Source organism: Pseudomonas sp. ATCC 43928, from assembly GCF_005938665.2.
In the GTDB taxonomy this organism is placed as follows: Bacteria; Pseudomonadota; Gammaproteobacteria; order Pseudomonadales; family Pseudomonadaceae; genus Aquipseudomonas.
The window spans coordinates 1,285,767-1,299,414 of record NZ_CP041753.1 but is presented as its reverse complement, the minus strand read 5'-3'; the positions used below and the strand labels follow the sequence as shown (position 1 = coordinate 1,299,414).

The following is a 13,648-nucleotide window of genomic DNA, read 5'->3' as shown; positions in this document are numbered from 1 at the left end:
CTTACCCTCGTGGCTCAATGCTTGCGGCCAGAATCGCCAGAACCAGTTGCTGGAAATCCAGGCCAGCGGCACGGGCCGCCATTGGCACCAGACTGTGATCGGTCATGCCCGGTGCGGTGTTGACTTCCAGGAACCAGAACTGCCCGTCGGCGTCCTGCATCACGTCCGCCCTGCCCCAACCGGCGATACCCAGCGCCTCACAGGCTTTGGCCGTGAGGTCCATGAGTTCCTTTTCTTTGTCGCTGTCCAGGCCGCACGGAATGCGGTACTGGGTATCGTTGGCGATGTACTTGGCGTCGTAGTCGTAGAAACTGTGCGTCGTGCCCAAGGCAATCGGTGGCAACACCTGGTCACGCAGGGTGGCGATGGTGAACTCCGGACCATGAATCCATTGCTCGACCAACACTTGCGAATCGTAGGTACTGGCCGCTTTCCACGCCTCGATCAACTCGGGCGCGGTAGTCACTTTGGCCATCCCGATACTGGAACCTTCATGGGCCGGTTTGACGATCAACGGGAAGCCCAGTTCCTTGGCCGCCGAAATACAATCGGCCTCGCAGCGCAGTACCGCGTGGCGTGGCGTCGGAATGCCGAGGCTGTGCCAGACCTGCTTGGTGCGCAGTTTGTCCATGGCCAGGGCCGAGGCCAGAATGCCGCTGCCGGTGTACGGAATTCCTGCGCATTCGAGCAGGCCCTGCATGCTGCCGTCTTCACCGCCACGACCGTGGAGGATGATGAAGGCGCGGTCGATTTTTTCGTTCAGCAAGCGTTGCAGCAGGTCATCGCCTACATCAATACCGAACGCGTCCACGCCGGCGCTTTGCAGTGCTTCGAGCACCGCGTTACCCGACTTCAGGGACACTTCACGCTCGGCACTCTTGCCGCCGAACAGCACGGCAACGCGACCGAAATCCTTCGGCGCGACAGTGGAGACGAGGTTGGCGTAAGCAGCAGTCATTTCAACTTCCCCTCTACCGGTGCGGCAACGGCCCCGGCGAACAACGGACTGTTCAACAGTTTGGGTGCGAGACCGCCGATATCACCGGCGCCCTGGCACAGCAGAATGTCGCCGGCACGCAGCAGCGGCTTGACGATCGGCGCGAGGTCGATGCCGCGCTCGATGTAGATCGGGTCGAGCTGACCGCGCTGACGGATGCTGTTGCACAGCTTGCGGCTGTCGGCGCCCGGAATCGGCTCTTCGCCGGCCGGATAGACTTCCATCAGCAGCAGCACGTTGGCGTCGGCCAGCACATTGACGAAATCGTCGTACAGGTCGCGGGTGCGGCTGTAACGGTGCGGCTGGTAGACCATCACCAGACGGCGCTCCGGCCAGCCACCGCGCACGGCCTTGATCACGGCCGCGACTTCGGTCGGGTGGTGACCGTAGTCGTCCACCAGCATCACGTTGCCGCCTTCGACCGGCAGTTCGCCGTACACCTGGAAGCGACGGCCAACACCCTGGAAGCCGGACAAGCCCTGGACGATGGCTTCATCGCTGACGCCTTCGTCGGTGGCGATGCAAATGGTCGCCAGCGCGTTCAGCACGTTGTGGTTGCCCGGCATGTTTACCGAGACATCCAGCGGCTCGCGATCAGGGCGCAGCACGGTGAAGAAAGTCTGCATGCCTTGCTGGCGTACGTTGATGGCGCGTACGTCGGCGTCATCGCCGAAGCCGTAAGTGACCGTCGGACGCTTCACCAGCGGGAGGATTTCACGCACCACCGGATCGTCCAGGCACACCACCGCCAAACCGTAGAACGGCAGGTTGTGCAGGAACTCGACGAAGGTTTTCTTCAGCTTGTTGAAGTCACCGTCGTAGGTCGCCATGTGGTCGGCGTCGATGTTGGTGACCACGGCCACCAGCGGCTGCAAGTGCAGGAAGCTGGCATCGCTTTCGTCGGCTTCGGCGATCAGGTAGCGGCTGGTGCCAAGCTGAGCATTGGTGCCCGCGGCATTCAGACGGCCACCGATGACGAACGTCGGGTCCAGGCCACCGGCGGCGAACACCGAAGCGATCAGGCTGGTGGTGGTGGTTTTGCCGTGAGTACCGGCGACGGCGATGCCGTGGCGGTAGCGCATCAGCTCGGCGAGCATCTCGGCACGCGGCACCACCGGAATCCGGCGTTCCAGCGCGGTCGCGACTTCCGGGTTGGACGTGTTGACGGCGCTCGACACCACCAGCACGTCGGCGGCTGCGGCGTTCTCGGCACGGTGGCCGATGAAAATATGCGCACCAAAAGATTCCAGGCGCTCGGTCACCGGCGAAGCTTTCAGGTCGGAACCGGACACTTGATAGCCCAGGTTCAGCAACACTTCGGCGATACCGCACATACCCACGCCGCCAATTCCGACGAAGTGGATACGACGGATACGGCGCATTTCCGGTTGTGGCATGGCTTTCTTGTTCTCAACCATGGGCCACCTCAAGGCAAGTATCGACCACGTTACGAGTGGCATCGGGTTTGGCCAGGCGGCGTGCCGCGCTGGCCATGTCGTTGAGTCGTTGCGGTTGCATCAAGACCTCTGTCAGGCGAGCGGCAAGGTCCGCTGCGCCAGTCGTTCTTTGCGGCATCAGGAAGGCAGCGCCTTCACGGGCCAAATAATCGGCGTTGCGGGTCTGGTGATCGTCGATCGCGTGGGGCAAAGGCACCAGCATCGAGGGCAGACCGGCGGCCGCCAGTTCACTGATGGTCAGCGCTCCTGCGCGGCACACCACCAGGTCGGCCCAGCCATAGGCTTGGGCCATGTCTTTGATGAATGGCTGCACTTGCGCCTCGACGCCAGCCGCGCGATAGCGCTCTGCAGTCACTTCATCGTGGTTTTTGCCGGCCTGATGGAACACGTCCGGGCGCAGGTCGGGGGCGACTTGCGACAGGGCTTCAGGCAGCAACTTGTTCAACGGCTCTGCGCCCAGGCTTCCGCCCAGGATCAGCAAACGCGCCTTGCGACCGGCCAGGGCAGGTCGCGGTGTTTCGAGGAACAGCTCGGTGCGCACTGGGTTACCGGTGGTCCGACGGCTGTCCGACAGGGTAAAGGTGTCGGGGAACGCTTCACAGACTCGGGCGGCCAACGGCACCAGCAACCGATTGGCGGTACCGGCCACGGCGTTCTGCTCGTGAACGATGACCGGCACGCCGGCCAGTCTGGCTGCAACGCCGCCAGGGCCAGTCACAAAACCACCAAAGCCGACCACACAGACTGGCCGCAGCTGACGAATGATCGCCCGCGCCTGCCAGATCGACTTGAGCAACATGACCGGCGCCTTGAGCAGGGACAATTTGCCCTTGCCGCGCAAACCGCTGGCGTGGATCCGATGCAATTCAATACCGGCCGCCGGCACCAGATCGTTTTCGATCCCGCGGGGCGTGCCGAGCCAGTGCACGGTGTAGCCGCGGGCCTGGAACTCACGCGCACAGGAAAGTGCCGGGAACACATGGCCCCCGGTGCCGCCAGCCATGATCAGTACGTTAGCGCCCATGGTTCGGCTCCTCGGCGAAGTCGCTCTCATGGAATTCCATTTCTTCGCTGCCCAAATGGGTTCGACTCTCCCACTCGATGCGCAGCAACAAGCCAAGACAGGCACAGCAGATCACCAACGAACTGCCGCCATAACTGAGGAATGGCAGGGTCAGACCTTTGGTCGGCAACAGGCCGACGTTCACGCCGATGTTGATCAGGAACTGGCCGATCCACAGGAACGACAAGCCGTAAGCAACGTAGGCGGCAAAAAACTGTTTGGCTTTCTCGGCCCACAGGCCGATGTACATGCCACGAATACACACGAAGACGAACAGCGCCACCGTGCACAAGGAACCTACGGCCCCCAGCTCTTCAGCCAGCACCGAAAACACGAAGTCGGTATGGGCTTCCGGCAGGTAGAACTGTTTCTGCACGCTGTTGCCCAGGCCGACGCCCAGCCATTCGCCGCGACCGAAAGCGATCAAGGCCTGGGAGAGCTGATAGCCGGCACCGAACTGGTCGGCCCACGGATCGGCAAAGTTGGTCAGACGCGCCATTCGATACGGCTGCATCTGAATCAACAACACCACCGCCGCGACGGCCAGGACCACCATCAGGGAAAACCGGAACAGCCCGACCCCGCCGAGGAACAGCATCGCCGCAGCTGCCCCCATCATCACGACGGTGGCACCGAAGTCTGGCTCCATCAGCAACAGACCCGCCATTGGCAACAGCACGATGAACGGCTTGAAGAAGCCCATCCAGCTTTCACGCACTTCTTTCTGGCGACGCACCAGATAACCGGCGAGGTAGATCACCACGAACACCTTGGCGATCTCGGAAGGCTGAACGTTGAAGAAACTGAAGCCGATCCAGCGCATCGAACCGTTCACTTCCCGGCCGATCCCCGGGATGATCACCATCACCAGCAAGCCGAATGCACCAATCAACATCAGCCAGCCCAAGCGTTGCCAGGTGGCAATCGGAATCATCATGGTGACGACGCAGGCACCCAGGCCCAGCACAACGTAAACAAGGTGGCGAATCATGTAGTACAGGGCGCTGCCCGACTGCACCGCCCCCACCTCGGTCGATGCCGAGGCAATCATGATCAGCCCCAGGCCGAGCAGTGCCAGGCAACCGGCGAGCATCGGGAAATCGAGGTCGATACCGCGCCCGGTGATCAGCGGCGATGGATACGGCTTGATGATGTTTCTCAAGCTCATGCCAGATCCTCCACGGCGCGGACGAACTGGTGACCACGGTCTTCATAGTTCTTGAACATGTCGAAGCTGGCGCAGGCCGGCGACAGCAGCACCGCGTCGCCCTTTTCGGCGATGGCGCGGCATTGCTCGACCGCTTCGATCAGCGAGCCGACGCGAATCAGTGGCACGGCATCGCCGATGGCCTCACCGATCTTGTCGGAATCACGGCCCATCAAAATGACGGCGCGGCAGTTGGCCGCCACCGGATCACGCAAATCCTTGAATTCGGCGCCCTTGCCATCGCCACCGGCGATCAGCACAAGCTTGCCGTCGATGTCCGCCCCCAGGCCCTCGATGGCCGCCAATGCGGCGCCGACGTTGGTGGCTTTGGAATCGTTGTAGTAGCTCACGCCATCAAGGTCGCGGACCCACTGGCAGCGGTGCTCGAGCCCGGCGAAATTGCGCAGGGCTGAAAGCATGGCGTCGAACGGCAGGCCGACGGCGTGACCGAGCGCCAATGCCGCGAGGGCGTTGGACTGGTTATGCGCACCACGAACTTTCAGCTCGCGTACCGGCATCAGGTTCTGGAATTCGAAGGCCAGGTATTTCTCGCCGCTCTCTTCTCGAATGCCGAAGGCCTTGAAGTCGGGTTTGTTCAAACCGAAGGTCCAGCACGGCTGACCTTCACCCATCAGCGGACGGCTCAGGGCGTCCTGACGGTTGACCACAAACTGCCTGGCGCCCCGGAAGATCCGGTGCTTGGCCAAGTGATAGGCCGGCAGACCGCTGTAGCGGTCCATGTGGTCTTCACTGATGTTGAGCACGGTCGCCACTTCGGCGTTGAGCTGATCGGTGGTTTCGAGCTGGAAGCTCGACAGTTCCATCACGTACAGCTCGATGTCGTCGCTGAGCAAATCCAGCGCCGGCGTGCCGAGGTTGCCACCAACGGCAACACGCTTGCCGGCCGCAGCCGCCATCTCGCCGACCAGGGTGGTGACGGTACTTTTGGCGTTGGAACCGGTAATGGCGACAATCGGCGCTTTCGCGTTACGCGCGAACAGCTCGATGTCTCCGGACATTTTCACGCCACGGGCGGCGGCAGCCTGCAGGGCCGGGGTCGCCAGCGCCAGGCCGGGGCTCACGTAGAGCTCGTCGGCACGGCACAGGAATTCGACGTCCAGCTCGCCACAACGCACTTCCACGTGCGGATAGTCACGCTTGAGCGTGGCCAGTTCCGGTGGATTTTCCCGCGTATCGGCGACAGCAAACGACACGCCCCGGTTCGCCAGGAAGCGAACCAGGGACATGCCGCTCTTGCCGAGGCCGACAACGATGCGGAAGTGGTCAGAAGCGATCAGAGACACTCGTTCTACCTCAGCTTCAGGGTGGCAAGGCCGATCAACACGAGAATCACGGTGATGATCCAGAAACGGACGATCACGCGCGGCTCGGGCCAGCCCTTGAGTTCAAAGTGGTGGTGAATCGGTGCCATGCGGAACACACGGCGACCGGTCAGCTTAAAGGAGGCAACCTGAATGACGACTGACAGGGTCTCCATCACGAACACACCGCCCATGATGAACAGGACGATTTCCTGACGGACGATCACTGCGATGGTGCCCAGGGCCGCACCCAGCGCCAGCGCGCCAACGTCGCCCATGAAGACTTGTGCCGGATAGGTGTTGAACCAGAGGAAGCCCAGGCCAGCACCGATCAAGGCGCCGCAGAACACAATCAGCTCGCCCGCGCCCGGTACGTAAGGAATCAGCAGGTATTCGGCGAACTTCACGTTACCCGACAGGTAGCAGAAGATCCCCAGGCCGCCGCCGACCATCACGGTGGGCATGATCGCCAGACCGTCGAGGCCGTCGGTCAGGTTGACCGCGTTGCTCGAGCCGACAATCACGAAATAGGTCAGGACGATGAAACCTGCGCCCAGCGGAATGCTGTAGTCCTTGAGCATCGGCAGGATCAGGGTGGTTTCCACCGGCGTCGCGGCAGTCATATAAAGGAAGATCGCCGCGCCCAGGCCGAACACCGACTGCCAGAAATACTTCCAGCGGCTCGGAAGGCCGCGGGAGTTTTTCTCGATGACTTTGCGATAGTCGTCAACCCAGCCGATGGCGCCGAATAGCAGGGTCACCAACAACACGACCCAAACGTAACGGTTGGTCAGGTCAGCCCAAAGCAAGGTGCTGACGCCGATGGAGGAAAGAATCAGCGCGCCGCCCATGGTCGGGGTGCCTGACTTCGACAGGTGCGATTGCGGGCCGTCGTTGCGAACGGATTGACCGATCTGACGGTTCTGCAGAGTGCGGATCATCCACGGGCCATAGCACAGCGACAAGACCAGCGCGGTCAGTACACCGAGAATCCCGCGCAGGGTCAGGTACTGAAAGACCGCGAAGCCTTTGTAGAACTGTTGCAGATACTCCGCTAGCAGCAGCAGCATTAATGTTTCTCCAGACTGGTCCCGCACAAAGCGGCAACGATGTTTTCCATCGCAGCGCTGCGCGAGCCCTTGATCAAAAAGGTAGTGTTTGTGTCCTGCTCGGCTTCCAGGGCCTTGATCAGTTCAGCCTGTGTGCTGAAGTGAAAGGCCTGCTCGCCGAAAGCGTTCACGGCGTGAGCCATCATTGGCCCGACGGCGTAAAGCGCGGAAACCTTGCCGCGGGCGTAATCGCCCACATCGCGGTGCCCCTGCTCTGCCCACGCGCCCAACTCGCCGATATCCCCGAGCACCAAAACGGTGCGACCGGAAAAGCCGGCGAGTATATCAACGGCGGCGCACATAGAGGTGGGGTTCGCGTTGTATGTGTCATCGATTACGCGCATGCCGTTAGGCGCCAGTTGCGCGACGGTGCGTCCCTTGACCGGTTGCACCGCGCCAAGGCCGGTGGCGATGCCGAACAGCGACACACCCAAAGCATGCGCGGCAGCGGCAGCGGCCATGGCATTGGCGACGTTATGGGTGCCGAGCAGATTCAGCTGAACCCGCTCCACACCTTCAGGGCTGTGCAGGTTGAACGCCGGGCAACCGCGGGCATCGCGGTCCAGGTCGCTGGCATGGAAATCGGCGTTGACGTTGCTCAGGGCAAAAGTCAGCACTTTTCGACCGGCGGCACGGGTCTTCCAGATGTCGAAGGCCTTGTCGTCGAGATTCAGCACGGCGATGCCATCGGCATCCAGCCCTTCGAGAATCTCGCCCTTGGCTTCGACGATTTTTTCCGGCCCGCCGAACTCACCAACGTGGGCGGTCCCGGCGTTGTTGATGATGGCCACGTGGGGTTTGGTCATGGCGACGGTGTAGGCAATCTCGCCAATGCGCGAAGCGCCGAGTTCGATCACGGCGGCGGTGTGTTCCGGCGCCAGTTCGAGCAGGGTCAGCGGAGCGCCGAGGTCATTGTTCAGGTTGCCACGGGTCGCCAGCACCGGACCGCGCGTGCGCAGGATGCTTGCCAGCATTTCCTTGACCGTGGTCTTGCCGCTGGAGCCGGTAACGGCCGCGACCGGCTGAGTGAACGCGGCACGGTTGATCGCACCCAACTGGCCGAGGGCCTGGCGGGTGTCCTTGACCAGCAGTTGCGGCAGCGAGCTGTCGGCCACTTCGCGCTCGACCAGTGCACCCACGGCGCCTTTGGCGGCGACGTCATTCAGGTAGTCATGGCCATCGAAACGCGGACCGGCCAGAGCAATAAACAGCTGGCCGGGCTTGATCGCGCGGCTGTCGATGCTGACACCATCGAAGCTGGCATCGACGGAGATCAGACGGGCATTCAGTGCGCCGGTCAGTTCGCTCAGTTTCAAGGCTTTAAGCATGGGCCACCTCCCACGCGGTCAGGGCATGATCGGCCTCGACCAGATCGGAGAAAGCGAGACGCTCACCGTTGATTTCCTGATAGTCCTCATGACCTTTACCGGCCAGGACAATCACGTCATCCGCCGAAGCGCTGGCGATCAACTGGGCAATCGCCTGGCCACGACCGGCGACGAAGGTGACTTTATCCACAGCGGTGAAACCGGCGCGGATGTCGTCGAAAATCGCGGCGGGGTCTTCGGTGCGCGGGTTGTCGTCGGTGACCAGCACACCATCGGCCAGACGCTCGACCACTTCAGCCATCAGCGGACGCTTGCCGCGATCGCGATCACCGCCGCAACCGAACAGGCACAGCAACCGGCCTTTGGCGTGAGGACGCAGGGCCATCAAGACTTTTTCCAGCGCATCCGGCGTGTGGGCGTAATCGACCACCACCAACGGCTGAGTGCCGCCGCCCAGACGCTGCATGCGACCGGCCGGGCCTTCGAGTTTCGGCAGCACGTTGAGGATTTCGTCCAGCGCATAGTCCAGACCGAGCAAGGCACCGACCGCGGCCAACACGTTGCTCAGGTTGAAACGGCCGAGCAAGGTGCTGCGCAAATGGTGTTCGCCCTGCGGCGTAACAAGCGTGGCGCGCACGCCTTCGTCACTGAACTGCGCTTCGCGGCAATACAGGTAAGCGCGGGAGTCTTCCAGGCTGTAAGTGATCAACCGCGACTCACCCTCATCAGCCGCCAGTTGCCGGCCAAAATCGTCGTCGAGGTTGACCACCCGGCACTTCAGATCATTCCAGGCAAACAACTTGGCCTTGGTTTCGCCATAGGCCTGCATGGTGCCGTGGTAATCCAGATGATCGCGCGACAGGTTGGTCATCACCGCCACATCGAAGGCCAGCGCGGTTACGCGGCCCTGATCCAGCCCATGGGAAGAGACTTCCATGGCCACGGCTTTGGCACCGGCCTTTTTCAGGTCGGCGAGGGTTGCTTGCAGCGCAATCGGGTTCGGCGTGGTGTGCAAGCCGCTTTCCAGCGCGCCATGGAAACCGGAGCCCAAAGTGCCAACGATACCGCAGTGTTGACCGAGCAAATCCAAGGCTTGCGCGACCAACTGGGTCACGCTGGTTTTACCGTTGGTGCCGGTCACGCCGATCAGGTTCATGTGACGGCTCGGGTCGCCGTAAAAGCGCCCGGCGATATCCGACAGCTGCGCCGCCAGGCCTTTGACCGGAATCAGCGGCACGTCGGTAATCGGCAGCACGGTCGCGCCTTCGACTTCATAAGCCACGGCGGCAGCACCGCGCTGCAAGGCGTCGGCGATGTGCGCACGACCGTCGAACTTGCCACCAGGGACCGCAAGGAACAAATCACCTGCCCGTACGTTACGGCTGTCCAGCGCCAATTCGCGGATCAATAGATCATGGCCGGCGTGGGCGAAAATCTTGTTCAGGCTCAGCGACATCAGCCGCGCCCTCCATTAGCTTTCAGCGGAACGACCGGTGCGGCGTTCGCTTGTTGAGTGGCTGGCAGGTTGTCCGGGGTGATGTTCATCAGGCGCAAGGTCCCGGACATCACTTTGCTGAACACCGGCGCCGATACCAGACCACCGAAGTAACCGGCCTTGGTCGGTTCGTCGATCACCACCACGATCGCGTAACGCGGGTCGCTCATCGGGCCGAAACCGGCGAACAGCGAGCGGTAGGAGTTCTCGGCGTAGCCTTTGGTTCCGACCGACGTCTTACGCGCAGTACCCGACTTGCCGCCCACGTGATACGCCGGCACCTGCGCACGGAATACGCCGCGCGGGGCTTCGATCACTTGTTGCAGCATGCCTTGCATGGTTTTCGCGACGGCTTCCGGCAGCACCTGAGTGGTTTGCGGCGCCTTGTCGGTTTTGATCAGGGTCAACGGCGCGAGGCGACCATTGTTGGCCAGGGCCGAGAAGGCGTGGACCAACTGGATCGCGGTCACGGAAATACCGTAGCCGTAGGACAGAGTGGCGGTTTCAGCCTTGCGCCATTCGCGGTAGTTCGGCAGGTTGCCGACGCGCTCACCCGGGAAACCCAAGCCGGTGTCCTGGCCGAGGCCAACTTTCTGTGCCAGACGGAAAATCGTTTCGCCACCGATATCGAACGCGACCTTACTCATGCCGACGTTACTGGAATTGATCAGGATACCGGTCAGGTCGAGCACCGGACCTTCGGTCTTGGATACGTCCTTGATGGTGTATTTACCAATCTGCAAACTGCCCGGGTACACCTCGACGGTGTCGCTCGGTTTCCAGCGCCCGGTTTCGATCGCGGCGCTCATGGAGATCGCTTTCATGGTCGAACCCGGCTCGAACACGTCGATCATCGCGCGGTTGCGCATCATCGCCGGTTGCAGGTTGCGACGGTTGTTCGGGTTGTAGGTCGGCTGGTTGACCATGGCGAGAATCTCGCCGGTCTTCACGTCCATGATCACCAGGCTACCGGCCTTGGCGCCGTTCTCGATGATCGCGTTGCGCAGTTCGCGGTTGGCCAGGTATTGCAGGCGCAGGTCAATGGACAACGCCAAGGGCTTGCCGGCCTTGGCGTTTTTGGTGACCTGGACATCTTTGATCAGCCGGCCGCGCCGGTCCTTGATGACCTGTCGCTTGCCGGGCACCCCGGCCAGCCATTCGTCGTAGGCCAGCTCGACGCCTTCGCGTCCGTGATCGTCGATGTCGGTAAAGCCGACCATGTGGGCGGTGACTTCACCCGCCGGGTAGAAACGCCGGAACTCTTCGATGCCATAAACGCCCGGCACTTTCAGATCGAGCACAGCCTGGCCCTGCTCAGGGGTCAGCCCGCGCACCAGGTAGATGAATTCTTTGTTGGCCTGGGCTTCGAGACGTTCGGCCAGGGCTTTGGGATCCTGCCCCAAGGCAGCCGCCAGTGCCGGCCATTTCTCTTTGGCCAGTTGCATTTCCTTGGCGTTGGCCCACAGGGTGGTGACCGGGGTACTCACGGCCAACGGCTCGCCGTTACGGTCGGTGATCAGACCACGGTGAGCCGGGATTGGAATATGACGAACACTGCGCGCGTCGCCCTGACCTTTAAGGAAGTCACGGTCGACCACTTGCAGATCAATGATGCGCCAGGAAATCGCCACCACCATGATGCCGAGCAAGCCCAGCACCAGACGGAATCGCCACGGGAAAAGTGCACCTTCGAGTTTCATCATGGCGCCACCATCTGCACTTCAGCAGCGCCAGGAATGCGCATCTTCAGTTGTTCGGTCGCCAACACTTCGATACGGCTGTGGGCGGTCCAGGTGCTTTGTTCGAGAATCAACCGGCCCCACTCCGCCTGCGCCTTGTCGCGCACGCTCAATTCGTTGTACAGCGAATTCAACAGCTGACGGTTCCAGTGCGCGCTATAGGACACGCCGATGGCCGACACGAGCACACCGATAAACAGCAGCAGCATGAAAAAGCTTCCGCCGGGAAGTGGTTTGGCGAAAAGCTTGCTCACCGCAGTTTCTCCGCGACGCGCATGATGGCGCTACGGGAACGTGGGTTGGCTTTGAGTTCGGCCTCGGAGGCGGACTGCGCTTTGCCATGGACTTTGATTTTCGGTTCGAAGGCGACGTGACGGACCGGCAAGTTGCGCGGCAGGTTGTCGGCTTCGCCTTTCACCAGTTTACGCATGAACAGTTTGACGATGCGGTCTTCCAGCGAGTGGAAGCTGATCACCACCAGGCGACCGCCGACTTCCAGGCACTCCAGAGCGGCTTCGAGACCGGCTTCCAGATCGCCCAGCTCGTTGTTGACGTGAATACGCAGCCCCTGGAATGCACGGGTGGCCGGGTTCTTGCCCTTTTCCCATGCAGGGTTGGCGACTTTCAGCACTTCTGCCAGATCGGCAGTGCGCTCGAACGGCTTGATGTCGCGACGTTCGGCCACGGCACGCGCCATGCGGCCGGAGAAACGTTCTTCGCCGTATTCCTTGAACACCCGGGCGATTTCCTCCACCGGCGCGGTATTGACGAACTCGGCGGCGCTGATCCCGCGGGACGGGTCCATTCGCATGTCCAACGGGCCGTCGTTGAGAAAACTGAAGCCGCGCTCAGGGTCGTCGAGCTGAGGCGAAGACACGCCCAGGTCAAGCAGAACACCGCTGACCTTGCCGGCCAGACCGCGTTCGGCGACTTCCGAACCGAGCTCGGCAAAGCTGCGCTGTACAACGACAAAGCGGCCGTCTTCGGCCGCTAGCGTTTGCCCGGTGGCAATCGCTTGAGGATCTTTGTCGAACCCGAGCAACCGACCATCGGGCCCGAGCTTGCTGAGGATCAACCGGCTATGTCCGCCGCGTCCGAACGTGCCGTCCAGATAGCAGCCATCAGGACGTACGGCGAGAGCCTCGACGGCTTCGTCAAGCAGTACGGTGATGTGGTTAAAGCCGCTATCAATAGTCACAGGATCAAATCACGCAGTTCATCAGGCATGGCGCCCGGTTGTTGAATAGCAGCCAGGTCAGCGGCAGAAACCGCATTCCAGGCATCCTCGTCCCACAATTGGAACTTGTTCAGTTGGCCTACCAACATTGCGCGCTTATCCAACTTGGCATATTCGCGAAGACGCGGCGGGACCAGAAAACGACCACTGCCATCGAGCTCGAGGTCGACGGCATTACCAATCAGTAAACGTTGCAGGCGGCGGTTTTCTTCGCGAAGCGAAGGCAGTGCACGCAGTTTGGTTTCGATAATTTCCCACTCATCGAGGGGATAAACACACAAACACGGATCAACGGCATCGATGGTGACGATTAATTGACCGGAACTACGCGAAACGAGCTCGTCACGGTACCGGCTCGGCATGGCGAGACGGCCCTTTGCATCGAGACTGATAGCGTTAGCTCCGCGAAACACGTCAGCGTTTCTCCAAATATTAGCGTTTTGCGCTCAAAAAACCCACTTCATGCCACTTTCCGCCACTTGCGCACACTATAGGAATGCGCCCACCACACCGTCAAGGCGCGGATAGAAGGAAAAGCCTTACAGAACGGAGATTTAGGAGTGTAAAAGGAGGGGAAACGAGAATCTGGCGGATGAATTCGTTCAATAACTTGAATCAGCACAGAAGGCTGCGTTCAGAAGTTAAAGTAGTTTGTTAAGAGTAAGATTTTTTCGGTATTACAAAAGCGCTTCTG

The 13,648-nt window shown here is 61.2% G+C and carries 12 protein-coding genes; all 12 read right to left on the bottom strand.

What is annotated here, in order from left to right:
• Nucleotide 1 precedes the first annotated feature (1 nt).
• The 12 genes from FFH90_RS05815 to mraZ are packed head-to-tail and all read right to left on the bottom strand — an operon-like array spanning nucleotide 2 to nucleotide 13,367.
• Nucleotides 2-958 (bottom strand): D-alanine--D-alanine ligase, encoded by a 957-nt coding sequence (locus FFH90_RS05815; RefSeq protein WP_018930136.1) that lies wholly within the window; start codon nucleotides 956-958, stop codon nucleotides 2-4.
• Nucleotides 955-2,415, bottom strand: a complete 1,461-nt coding sequence (murC, locus tag FFH90_RS05810; protein ID WP_018930135.1) for a UDP-N-acetylmuramate--L-alanine ligase — start codon at nucleotides 2,413-2,415, stop codon at nucleotides 955-957. The genes FFH90_RS05815 and murC overlap by 4 nt, the downstream gene beginning before the upstream one ends.
• Nucleotides 2,408-3,478, bottom strand: a complete 1,071-nt coding sequence (murG, locus tag FFH90_RS05805) for an undecaprenyldiphospho-muramoylpentapeptide beta-N-acetylglucosaminyltransferase (protein WP_018930134.1) — start codon at nucleotides 3,476-3,478, stop codon at nucleotides 2,408-2,410. The genes murC and murG overlap by 8 nt, the downstream gene beginning before the upstream one ends.
• Nucleotides 3,468-4,685 carry a putative lipid II flippase FtsW gene (ftsW, locus tag FFH90_RS05800; protein WP_064616204.1) on the bottom strand — a complete coding sequence of 406 codons (1,218 nt, stop codon included), beginning with the start codon at nucleotides 4,683-4,685 and terminating at the stop codon, nucleotides 3,468-3,470. Before ftsW ends, murG begins: the two co-directional genes overlap by 11 nt.
• Nucleotides 4,682-6,028 carry a UDP-N-acetylmuramoyl-L-alanine--D-glutamate ligase gene (murD, locus tag FFH90_RS05795; protein WP_064616203.1) on the bottom strand — a complete coding sequence of 449 codons (1,347 nt, stop codon included), beginning with the start codon at nucleotides 6,026-6,028 and terminating at the stop codon, nucleotides 4,682-4,684. Before murD ends, ftsW begins: the two co-directional genes overlap by 4 nt.
• Nucleotides 6,029-6,033: 5 nt before the next feature.
• The gene (mraY, locus tag FFH90_RS05790; protein ID WP_008016698.1) at nucleotides 6,034-7,116 is read right to left on the bottom strand and encodes a phospho-N-acetylmuramoyl-pentapeptide-transferase; all 1,083 of its coding nucleotides are present in this window, start codon (nucleotides 7,114-7,116) and stop codon (nucleotides 6,034-6,036) included.
• Nucleotides 7,116-8,483, bottom strand: coding sequence for a UDP-N-acetylmuramoyl-tripeptide--D-alanyl-D-alanine ligase (gene murF, locus FFH90_RS05785; protein WP_028939846.1), 1,368 nt, complete (start codon nucleotides 8,481-8,483; stop codon nucleotides 7,116-7,118). The genes mraY and murF overlap by 1 nt, the downstream gene beginning before the upstream one ends.
• Entirely contained in the window at nucleotides 8,476-9,939 is a 1,464-nt protein-coding gene (locus tag FFH90_RS05780) for a UDP-N-acetylmuramoyl-L-alanyl-D-glutamate--2,6-diaminopimelate ligase (RefSeq protein WP_018930130.1), read from the bottom strand. Before FFH90_RS05780 ends, murF begins: the two co-directional genes overlap by 8 nt.
• Nucleotides 9,939-11,678, bottom strand: coding sequence for a penicillin-binding protein 2 (locus FFH90_RS05775; RefSeq protein WP_018930129.1), 1,740 nt, complete (start codon nucleotides 11,676-11,678; stop codon nucleotides 9,939-9,941). The genes FFH90_RS05780 and FFH90_RS05775 overlap by 1 nt, the downstream gene beginning before the upstream one ends.
• On the bottom strand, nucleotides 11,678-11,971 hold the full coding sequence (gene ftsL / locus FFH90_RS05770; protein WP_003205353.1) for a cell division protein FtsL: 294 nt from the start codon (nucleotides 11,969-11,971) through the stop codon (nucleotides 11,678-11,680). The genes FFH90_RS05775 and ftsL overlap by 1 nt, the downstream gene beginning before the upstream one ends.
• Nucleotides 11,968-12,915, bottom strand: a complete 948-nt coding sequence (gene rsmH, locus FFH90_RS05765) for a 16S rRNA (cytosine(1402)-N(4))-methyltransferase RsmH (RefSeq protein ID WP_018930127.1) — start codon at nucleotides 12,913-12,915, stop codon at nucleotides 11,968-11,970. The genes ftsL and rsmH overlap by 4 nt, the downstream gene beginning before the upstream one ends.
• Nucleotides 12,912-13,367, bottom strand: a complete 456-nt coding sequence (gene mraZ, locus FFH90_RS05760; protein ID WP_003205355.1) for a division/cell wall cluster transcriptional repressor MraZ — start codon at nucleotides 13,365-13,367, stop codon at nucleotides 12,912-12,914. Before mraZ ends, rsmH begins: the two co-directional genes overlap by 4 nt.
• Between the last annotated feature and the right edge of the window lie 281 nt (nucleotides 13,368-13,648).

Coding starts and splice junctions, on each gene's coding strand:
- FFH90_RS05815 (WP_018930136.1), bottom strand. CDS start 958: ATGACTGCTGCTTACGCCAACCTCGTCTCCACTGTCGCGCCGAAGGAT.
- murC (WP_018930135.1), bottom strand. CDS start 2,415: ATGGTTGAGAACAAGAAAGCCATGCCACAACCGGAAATGCGCCGTATC.
- murG (WP_018930134.1), bottom strand. CDS start 3,478: ATGGGCGCTAACGTACTGATCATGGCTGGCGGCACCGGGGGCCATGTG.
- ftsW (WP_064616204.1), bottom strand. CDS start 4,685: ATGAGCTTGAGAAACATCATCAAGCCGTATCCATCGCCGCTGATCACC.
- mraY (WP_008016698.1), bottom strand. CDS start 7,116: ATGCTGCTGCTGCTAGCGGAGTATCTGCAACAGTTCTACAAAGGCTTC.
- murF (WP_028939846.1), bottom strand. CDS start 8,483: ATGCTTAAAGCCTTGAAACTGAGCGAACTGACCGGCGCACTGAATGCC.
- FFH90_RS05780 (WP_018930130.1), bottom strand. CDS start 9,939: ATGTCGCTGAGCCTGAACAAGATTTTCGCCCACGCCGGCCATGATCTA.
- FFH90_RS05775 (WP_018930129.1), bottom strand. CDS start 11,678: ATGAAACTCGAAGGTGCACTTTTCCCGTGGCGATTCCGTCTGGTGCTG.